Below are 8,842 nucleotides of genomic sequence, written 5' to 3'. Positions count from 1 at the left end.
CCGGCTGAAGGCGCGCCCGCCGCGCCGCCGCCGCGGTCAGTCCTGGTGCCCGCAGGCGCGCAGGGCCGCGCGCATATGCTCGGGCACCGGCGCCGTCGCGGCGACCGGCGGGTCCAGCGGCAGCGCGATGGCTTGCGCCAGCAGCTGCAGCCCGCCGGCCTCGTTGGCGCCATAGACGGGGTCGCCCAGGATCGGGAAACCCGCCGCCGCGCAATGGACGCGCAGCTGGTGGGTGCGCCCCGTGAGCGGGGTCAGTTCCAGCCAGGCGGTGCCCGCCGCGCGCCCCATCACGCGCCAGCGCGTGGTGGCCGGCTGGCCGGTGGCGTGCGCTTCCATCCGCCAGCCGCGCGCCGCGCTGCTGGTCTTGCGCAGCGGCAGGTCGATCACGCCGTCATCCTGCGCCGGACCGCCGCGCACCACCGCCCAGTAGGTCTTGCGTGCCAGGCCCTGCGCGAAGATGCGCCCGAGCGCGGCCAGCGCCGGCTTGGTGCGCCCCAGCACCAGGCAGCCCGCGGTGTCGGTGTCGAGCCGATGCGCCGGCTGCGGCACGTGCCGCCGGCCCATGCGCAGCGGTTCGAGCCAGTCCTCGAGCGAGGCGCCGCCGCGCGGGCCGCGATGCACCGGCAGGCCGGCCGGCTTGTCCAGCACCAGCACGTCGTCGCGCTGCAGGATGATGCGCGCGGCGATCGGCGCAGGGGGCGCATGCGTCGGCGCTTGGCGTGGCGCCGGTCGGCGTGGGACGCTGCGTTGCATCATGGCATCCCCTCCCCTGGTCATCTGCCTCGGCAATGTGGTGGCCGACCACACCTTCCGTGTCGAGGATGTTCCCGCCCCGCCGGCGAAGATCGCGGCGCGCGGCTACAGCATCGGGCCCGGCGGCATGGCCGCCAATGCCGCGATCGCCGCCGTGCGCCTGGGCGGGCGCGCCGCCTTCTGGGGCCGTGTGGGCGAGGACATGAACGGCGAACCGCTGGCCGAGGCGCTGGCGGCCGAGGGCGTCGACGTGACCGGCCTGCGCCGCGTGCCAGGCGGGCGCACGCCGGTCGGCGCCGTGCTGGTGGACCCGCGGGGCGAGCGCACCATCATCTCCTTCCGCGGATCGGGGCTTGGCACCGATCCCGGCTGGCTGCCGCTGGACCGGCTGAAGGGCGCCGGCGCGCTGTGCTGCGACCCGCGCTGGCCGGAAGGCGTGGCCGCCGCCGCCGCCGCCGCGCGTGCCGCGGGGGTGCCCGTCGTGCTGGATGGCGAACGCAGCGAGACGCGCATCCTGGTGGACCTGGTGCCGCGGGTGGACCACGCGATCTTCTCGGTGCCGGGCATCGCCAACTACGCCCCGGGCCGCGGTCCGGAGGAAGGGCTGCGCCAGGCGCTGGCCTCGGGCCCGGTGAAGGTCGCTGCCGTCACGCAGGGCGAGAAGGGCGTGCTGTGGATGGCCGCGGGCGACGACAAGCCGACCCGCACGCCCGCCTTCGCGGTGGAGGCCACCAACACCACCGGTGCGGGGGACGTGTTCCACGGCGCCTATGCGCTGGCGGTCGCCGAGGGGATGGACACGCCGCGCGCGATGCGATTCGCGGCGGCGGCGGGGGCGCTGCGCGCGCGCGACGCGGCGACGCCAACGCGCGCGATGCTGGACGGGATGCTGGCCGGGGCGTGACCCGCGCGTGCGGCCGCCGGCCTGCACGAAGGGCGGCGCCGATGCGCGGGCCCGCCGCCGGATCGCCCGGGCGGCATGCCGCGCCGCGTGGCGATGCGGCGGCCCGCGCGGAGGCTCAGAGATGCTTCGCGAAGAAGTCCAGCGTGCGGGCCTGCGCCAGCGCCGCGTCCTTCGCGGAATAGGACCCGCGCTCGTCGCAGGCGAAGCCGTGGCCCGCACCCGGATAGACATGGATCTCGACGCCCGGCTGGGCGGCGCGCACGGCCTGCACGTCGGTCATCGGGATCGACGCATCGGTCTCGCCGAAATGGAGCTGCACGGGGCAGCGCGCGACCTCGTCCTTCGCCGCGGCCACGCCGCCGCCGTACCAGCCGGAGGCGGCGCTGAAGGCGGAGGTGCGCGTGGCACCATGCCAGGCGACGGTGCCGCCCCAGCAATAGCCGACGATGCCGCGCTTCACCCCGCGCGGCAGGGCGGCGGCGGCGGCCAGGATGTCGAGCACGGTGTGGCCGGCGTCGATCCTGCCGCGCAGCTCACGCCCCTGCGCCACGTCGGCAGGATCGTAGCCGAGCTCGATCCCCGGGCCGACGCGGTCGAACAGCGCCGGCGCGATGACGGCGTAGCCCTGGTCCGCGAAGGCATCGGCGATGTGGCGCATGTGGCGGTTCACGCCGAAGATCTCCTGCACCACGACCAGGGCGCGGTCGGCCTTCTGCGGGCCGGTGCGATAGGCCGCCAGGCGGTGGCCGTCGGCGGCGGTCAGCGAGATCATGGGCATGGCGTTTCTCCTCGGGGGGCGTATCGTCGCTGGATGGCCGAGATCGTCAACCTGAACAAGGCCCGCAAGGCGCGCGCGCAGGCTCAGAAGGCCGAACAGGCCACCGCCAACCGCGCCAAGCACGGGCGGACCAAGGCGGAAAAGCAGAACGACGCGCGCGCGCAGGACCGCCGGCGCGCGTTGCTGGACGGGGCGAAGCGCGAGGAATGATCCATCACATCCTGCCTGGCTTCCCGCCCTCGGTCTCGCCCTCCTCCCACGCGGTCGAGGCCGATGGCTTCGTCTTCCTGACCGGACAGTTCCCGCGCGACATCGATGCGCCCGACGCGCCGCTGCCCGAGGGGATCGCGCCGCAGACCACGCGGACCATGGGCAACCTGGCGCGCGCGCTGGGCGCGCTGGGGCTGGGGTTGCAGCACCTGGTCTCGGTGCGGGTGTACCTGGCGCAGTTCGAGCGCGACTACGCGGCGATGAACGACGCCTATGCCGCGGCGCTGCCGGAGGGCGGGCGGCCGGTGCGCACCTGCCTGGGCGTGACCGCGCTGGTGCGCGGCGCGCTGATCGAGATCGAGGCGGTGGCGAAGCGGCCGTAGGGCGGACCCCGGTCGGATGGGATCATCTGATCGGGATCTGCTCTAGAAAAGACTGCGCGGGATGATGCCGCGATCGCGCGCCTCGCGCGACAGCTCCTCGCGGAAATCCGGATGCGCCAGGCCGATCAGCGCCTTCGCGCGTTCGGGCACCGACAGGCCCTTGAGGTTCGCGATGCCGTATTCGGTGACCACGTACATCATGTCCGACCGCGGCGTGGTGACGATGTTCCCCGGCGTCAGCGCCGGCACGATGCGGGATTTCCGCACACCCTTGCGTTCATAGGTCGAGGCCAGGCAGATGAACGACTTGCCACCCTTCGACGCATAGGCACCGCGGACGAACTGCAGCTGCCCGCCGGTGCCCGAGATGTGGCGATGGCCGTCGCTCTCGCTCGCCGCCTGGCCCTGCAGGTCCACCTGCGTCGTGTTGTTGATCGCGACCACGCGGTCGTTGCGCGCGATGATGTCGGGCAGGTTGGTGGCATCGACCACGCGGCACATGAAGTCAGCGTTGTTGTGCAGCGTCTCGTAGGTCGCCTGGCTGCCGAGCGCGAAGCTGTAGGTCACCAGCCCGCGGTCGGACGCCTTGCGCGCGCCGCTGACCCGCCCGGCGCGGTACAGCTCCACCAGCCCGTCGTTCAGCATCTCGGTATGGATGCCCAGGTCCTTCACGCCGCTGTGCAGCAGCAGCGTGGTCACCGCATTGGGCATGCCGCCGATGCCGACCTGCAGGCAGGCGCCGTCCTCGACCTCCTGGGCGATCAGCCGCGCCACCGCGCGATCCACATCGGAGGCCTGGGCATTGGGCAGTTCGGGCATCGGCCCGTCCGCGCCGTCGATCACGAAATCCACATGGCTGCGATGCACGCGCACCTCGGGGCCGACCACGCAGGGCATCTGCGGCGCGGTCTCGATCACCAGGGTCCTGGCGCGCTCGATCACCGCGGGGTGCCACAGGCACAGCGGGCCGATGTTGAAGAAGCCGTCGGCATCCATGGGCGCCGCCTTCATCACCGCGATGTCCACGCGGTCGACGAAGCGGCGGTAGTAGTCCGGGATCTCGCCGAGGTTGCACGGGATGTAGCTGACCCGCCCGGCATCGTGCTGCCTGCGGTCATAGCCGGAGAAATGCCAGTTGAAGACATGGAAGGCGCGCCCGTCGGGGTCGGATTCGAGGACCGCGCGCGGGCGCATCGACAGGCAGTTGCGGATGTTCACGTCGTGCAGCCCGGCCGCGCGCGCGGCCAGGGCATGGTCGAAGGCGTCAGGCTGGTTGAAGCCGGTGGTGTAGTCCAGCCAATCGCCCGGGCGGACCAGCGCAGCGGCCTGGTCCGGCGTGACGTGGCGCGGCGATTTTCCGCCCGTGGTGGTCTGCATGCGGCGCTCCCTGCCCCCCGCGCCGGCCCATGGCGGAGGTGGCGCAGCCCTGTGTCCCAGAATTCGCGCGGCCGGGCCAGCGGGGGCGCGCGCCGGCGGGGCAGCGGGGCCTCCACTGCCGCCCGGGAGTGAAACGATCCGCCCTCCCGCCCCCGGCGCGGGCGCCGTTACCTTGCGCTGCAATACTCCGCCGGGGTAGGGCTTGCGGATGGAAGTCCCCGCCTCCGAGGACGACCGGCCCCTGCCGGACATTCCCCTGGCCGATCTCGTCGCCGCGGTGCGCGCCTTGCGGCGTGCCTCCGTGCTGGTGGTCGGCGACGCCATGCTCGACCGCTACGTCTATGGCGTGGTGCGGCGCATCAGCCCGGAAGCGCCGGTGCCCGTGCTGGCGGTGGAGCGCGAGGTCGCGATGCCCGGCGGCGCTGGCAACGTGGTGCGCAACCTGACCGCGGTGGGCGCGGCGGTGGCCTTCGTCTCGGTGGTCGGCGACGACCAGGCGGGCAGCGACCTGACCGGGCTGATCGGCGGCCAGCCGGGCGTCGAGCCCTGGCTGCTGGTGCAGGGCGGCCGCCACACCACCACGAAGACGCGCTTCATCGCGAACGGCCAGCACATGCTGCGCGCCGACCAGGAGGTGGTGCAGGGCATCCACCCGCGCCTGGCCGACCGCATGGTCAAGATCGCCGGCGATGCAGTGGCGGCCACCGCCATCCTGGTGCTGTCGGACTACGGCAAGGGCGTGCTGGACGGGGCCACCGCGCAGCGCCTGATCGATGCAGCGCAGGCCGCCGGCCGCCGCGTGGTGGTGGACCCCAAGGGGCGCGACTACGCGCGCTATGCGGGGGCCGACATCGTCACGCCGAATCGCGCCGAGCTGGCGGAAGCGACCGGCATGCCGGTCGACAGCGAGGAAGCGATCCTGGCCGCGATGCGCGCGCTGCAATCCGCCCACCGCTTCGGCGCCGTGCTGGTGACCCGCAGCGAGGACGGCATGACGCTGCTGGACGGCGAGCGAGTCCATCATTTCCCCGCCGAGGCCGAGGAGGTGCACGACGTCTCCGGCGCCGGCGACACCGTGGTGGCGACGCTGGCGGCGGGGCTCGCCGGCGGGCTCGCTTTGCCGGTCGCCGCGCGGCTGGCGAACATCGCCGCCGGCATCGTGGTCGGCAAGGTCGGCACCGCGGTGGCGCGCGAGGAGGACCTGCTCGAGGCCCTGACGCCCGAGCGTGGCGCGCTGCGCAAGGTGATGTCGCGCACCGCCGCGCTGGAGCAGGTGGAACGCTGGCGCCGCCGCGGCTGGCGCGTGGGCTTCACCAATGGCTGCTTCGACCTGCTGCATCCGGGCCATGTCCATCTGCTGGAGCAGGCGCGGTCATGGTGCGACCGGCTGGTGGTGGGGCTCAACACCGATGCCTCGGTGAAGCGCCTGAAGGGCGCCGCGCGGCCGATCCAGCACGAGGCCGCGCGCGCCGCGGTGCTGGCATCGCTGGCGACGGTCGATTGCGTGACGCTGTTCGACGAGGACACGCCGGTCGAGCTGATCCGCGCGCTGCGGCCGGAGGTGCTGGTGAAGGGCGCCGACTATACGGTCGAGCAAGTGGTGGGCGGCGACCTGGTGCTCGACTACGGCGGGCAGGTGCGGCTCGCGCAATTGCTGCCGGGCAATTCGACGACCGCGACGGTGGCGCGAATCCGCGGGTAGAAGGTTTTTGCCCTCAGGCGGCGGGCGCCGGGGACTGGTGCGCCCGGCGCGGCTGATGGGCTGGGCGCGGTCGCGCTGTGCGCTCGCGGATCGTGCATCCGCACGATCCGAGTCTTTGCTTGACCCTCAAACGGCGGGCGCCGGCCATCCGGCCGGCTTGCCTGCGCGCCGGGGGCTGGTGCGCCCGGCGCGGCTAATGGGCTGGGCGCGGTCGCGCTGTGCGCTCCCGGATCGTGCATCCGCACGATCCGAGTCTTTGCTTGACCCTCAAACGGCGGGCGCCGGCCATCCGGCCGGCTTGCCTGCGCGCCGGGGCGCTCGTGCGCCCGGCGCGGCTGATGGGCTGGGCGCGGTCGCGCTGTGCGCTCGCGGATCGTGCATCCGCACGATCCGAATCGAGGGGGGGGTGGAGGTGCGATCGCACCTCACATCCGGCGCAGGATCTCGGTGAAGGCGGGCGGGGCGCCGGGCATCGCGGCGGGCGGCCTTGCCGTGCCGCCCAGCCCCGCCTGCGCGGCCGCCCGCAGGTCGCGCGGCGTGATGCCGAATTCGCGGCGGAAGGCGCGGCTGAAGGATGACGCGTCGTAGAAGCCCAGCCCCTCGGCGATGCGGGCGATGTCGCGGCGGTCGGCGGGGTCGGCGATGGCGCGCTCGGCCTGGCGCAGCCGTTCGGCCTGGATGTAGCGCGCCACCCCGCCCAGCGGCGTGAACAGCCGATACAACTGCGATCGCGACACCTCGCCCAGTTGGCACAGCCGCCGCGGCCCCAGCGACGGCGAGGCGATGTTGCGCCGGATGATCGCCTTGATGCGCGCCAGGCGCGTGCCTTCGACCTGCTGCGCGGCATCGTGCAGCGGCGCCGTCGGGCCGGACATGCAGGCGCCGATCAGGGCGCGCGTGGCGGCCGCCGCGTGGGGCAGGTCGGCTTCGGTCATGCGCGGCAATTGCATCGCCAGCTGTTCGATATGCGTGCCGAGCAACCGCCCGAGCGGACCATCGAGCGGCGCATGGAGCGCGGCGTCGATGGCGTGCGCGCGTTCGGGAAACAGGTCGCGCGACACGAACAGCGCGATCCAGTCCATGTCCTCGCGCCGGCCCTCGATGGGTTCGTTCAGCGAAAAGCCATAGGGGATGCCGGCCGGGACGGTGCCGCAGCCGTTGGCGCTGCGCAGCACCTGCTCGCCGCCGCGCGAGATTCCGATCACCCAGTGGTCGATCGAATCGCGGCGGATCTGCGCCGCGGTGCGCCGCCAGGTGGCGGCCGGCGCGCGCACGCGGCTCAACGCCATGCCGCCCAGGTCCCAGACCTGGTGCGCGGCGGCGAAGCCGGGCCCCGACGAGAGCGGGGCGATCATCTCGACCAGCGCGGCGCATTGGTCGCGCCAGGCGGCGAACTGGCGCTCCGGCGGCAGGCCCTCGGTGGAGAAGGCGGCGGCGCGCAGCAGGCGTGGTTCGCCCGCCGTGGCCATCTGGCCACGCAATGATCCTGCGCCCCGGCTTTCGGCGTCCATCCCATGCATCCTTGTTCAACGTCCGGTTACCATGGCGCGCGCGCCGGGTGGAACCTTTGCATGCCAGCGCGGCCTGGCCTGGCTGGAACGTTCCGTCCAAGGGCGGGACGCTGGGCCGATCTTTCCTCGCGACGGTGCGGGTAACGTGCGCAGATGGGCGCGCCGCCGCCGCGGTGCCCGGGGGAGAAGATCACGCGTGACGCAGGACAGCCGCGATGCATGAACGCCTGCACGAGGACGAGGCCTTCGGCCCCCCCGCCGTGTCGACCGGCCGGCTGCCGGCGCCCGAGACCGTGACCGCGCTGGTCGCCGAGGCGCAGCGACGCTTCGCGCCGGTGGCCGAGGGCACGGTGGCGGACTACATCCCGGCGCTCGCCAAGGCCTCGGCCGACTGGTTCGGCATCAGCCTGTGCGGCGTGGGCGGGCAGGTCTTCTCGGTCGGCGATGCGGAGCGGCCTTTCTCGATCCAGTCGATCTCGAAGCCCTTCGTCTTCGCGCTGGTCTGCCAGGCGCTGGGCGGCGGGCGGGCGCGCGCGGCGATCGGCGTCAATGCGACCGGGCTGCCGTTCAACTCGGTCATGGCGATCGAGCTCAATGCCGGCCACACCATGAACCCGATGGTGAATGCCGGCGCCATCGCGACCACCAGCCTGGCGCCGGGCGCCACCGCCAAGGAACGCTGGCGCTTCATCCGCGACGGGCTGTCGCGCTTCGCCGGGCGGGAGCTGGAACTGGACAACGAGGTCTATGCATCCGAAGCCGCCACCAACCAGCGCAACCAGGGCATCGCCCGGCTGCTGCAGGGCTATGGCCGGATGTATTGCGACCCGGACGAGGCGACCGACATCTACACCCGCCAATGCGCGCTGAACGTGACCGCGCGCGACCTGGCCGTGATGGGCGCGACGCTGGCCGATGGCGGCGTGAACCCGGTCACCAAGGAACGCGTGGTGGATGCCGACCGCTGCAAGCGCGCGCTCGCGGCGATGGCGACGGCCGGGCTGTACGAGGAATCGGGCGACTGGCTCTACGAGGTCGGGCTGCCGGGCAAAAGCGGCGTGGCCGGCGGGCTGGTGACGATCGCGCCGGGCAAGGGCGGGCTCGGCACCTTCTCCCCGCCGCTCGATGCGGCCGGCAATTCGGTGCGCGGGCAATTGGTGACGCAGTTCCTGTCGGAACGGCTTGGCCTCAACCTTTTCGCCTCGGCCCCCGAGGCGTGACGCG

At 73.1% G+C, this 8,842-nt stretch carries 9 protein-coding genes; 5 read left to right on the top strand and 4 right to left on the bottom strand.

The window, feature by feature from the left end; all coding sequences use genetic code 11:
* Window positions 1-36: 36 nt before the first annotated feature.
* Entirely contained in the window at window positions 37-753 is a 717-nt protein-coding gene (locus LQ222_RS20010) for an RluA family pseudouridine synthase (RefSeq protein WP_230168610.1), read from the bottom strand.
* A 1-nt stretch (window position 754) separates the two neighbouring features.
* On the opposite strand from LQ222_RS20010, the gene LQ222_RS20005 reads away from it, so the two are divergent.
* A complete protein-coding gene (locus LQ222_RS20005) occupies window positions 755-1,657 on the top strand; it encodes a PfkB family carbohydrate kinase (protein ID WP_230168609.1) in 903 nt (300 codons plus the stop codon).
* 115 nt (window positions 1,658-1,772) lie between these two features.
* Here the strand turns inward: LQ222_RS20005 and LQ222_RS20000 are convergent, their stop codons facing one another.
* Window positions 1,773-2,429 carry a dienelactone hydrolase family protein gene (locus tag LQ222_RS20000; protein WP_230168614.1) on the bottom strand — a complete coding sequence of 219 codons (657 nt, stop codon included), beginning with the start codon at window positions 2,427-2,429 and terminating at the stop codon, window positions 1,773-1,775.
* A gap of 39 nt (window positions 2,430-2,468) precedes the next feature.
* On the opposite strand from LQ222_RS20000, the gene LQ222_RS19995 reads away from it, so the two are divergent.
* Window positions 2,469-2,645, top strand: a complete 177-nt coding sequence (locus LQ222_RS19995) for a DUF4169 family protein (RefSeq protein ID WP_230168608.1) — start codon at window positions 2,469-2,471, stop codon at window positions 2,643-2,645.
* On the top strand, window positions 2,642-3,028 hold the full coding sequence (locus LQ222_RS19990; protein ID WP_230168607.1) for a RidA family protein: 387 nt from the start codon (window positions 2,642-2,644) through the stop codon (window positions 3,026-3,028). Before LQ222_RS19995 ends, LQ222_RS19990 begins: the two co-directional genes overlap by 4 nt.
* A gap of 42 nt (window positions 3,029-3,070) precedes the next feature.
* Here the strand turns inward: LQ222_RS19990 and LQ222_RS19985 are convergent, their stop codons facing one another.
* On the bottom strand, window positions 3,071-4,405 hold the full coding sequence (locus tag LQ222_RS19985; RefSeq protein ID WP_230168606.1) for an acetyl-CoA hydrolase/transferase family protein: 1,335 nt from the start codon (window positions 4,403-4,405) through the stop codon (window positions 3,071-3,073).
* Window positions 4,406-4,613: 208 nt separating this feature from the next.
* Here LQ222_RS19985 and rfaE1 point away from each other — a divergent pair, with 208 nt between their 5' ends.
* Entirely contained in the window at window positions 4,614-6,107 is a 1,494-nt protein-coding gene (rfaE1, locus tag LQ222_RS19980; protein ID WP_230168605.1) for a D-glycero-beta-D-manno-heptose-7-phosphate kinase, read from the top strand.
* Between the two features lie 425 nt (window positions 6,108-6,532).
* Here rfaE1 and LQ222_RS19975 read toward each other — a convergent pair whose 3' ends face one another.
* Window positions 6,533-7,576: a helix-turn-helix domain-containing protein gene (locus LQ222_RS19975; RefSeq protein ID WP_230168604.1), complete on the bottom strand. Its 1,044-nt coding sequence runs from the start codon at window positions 7,574-7,576 to the stop codon at window positions 6,533-6,535.
* Window positions 7,577-7,833: 257 nt separating this feature from the next.
* Between LQ222_RS19975 and glsA the strand changes: the two genes are divergently transcribed.
* The gene (gene glsA / locus LQ222_RS19970; protein WP_230168603.1) at window positions 7,834-8,838 is read left to right on the top strand and encodes a glutaminase A; all 1,005 of its coding nucleotides are present in this window, start codon (window positions 7,834-7,836) and stop codon (window positions 8,836-8,838) included.
* Window positions 8,839-8,842 lie beyond the last annotated feature (4 nt).

It is taken from the genome of Roseomonas sp. CECT 9278 (assembly GCF_918698155.1).
GTDB lineage: Bacteria > Pseudomonadota > Alphaproteobacteria > Acetobacterales > Acetobacteraceae > Neoroseomonas.
The sequence above is the reverse complement of the archived record's forward strand: the minus strand, read 5'-3'. Positions and strand labels throughout refer to the sequence as shown.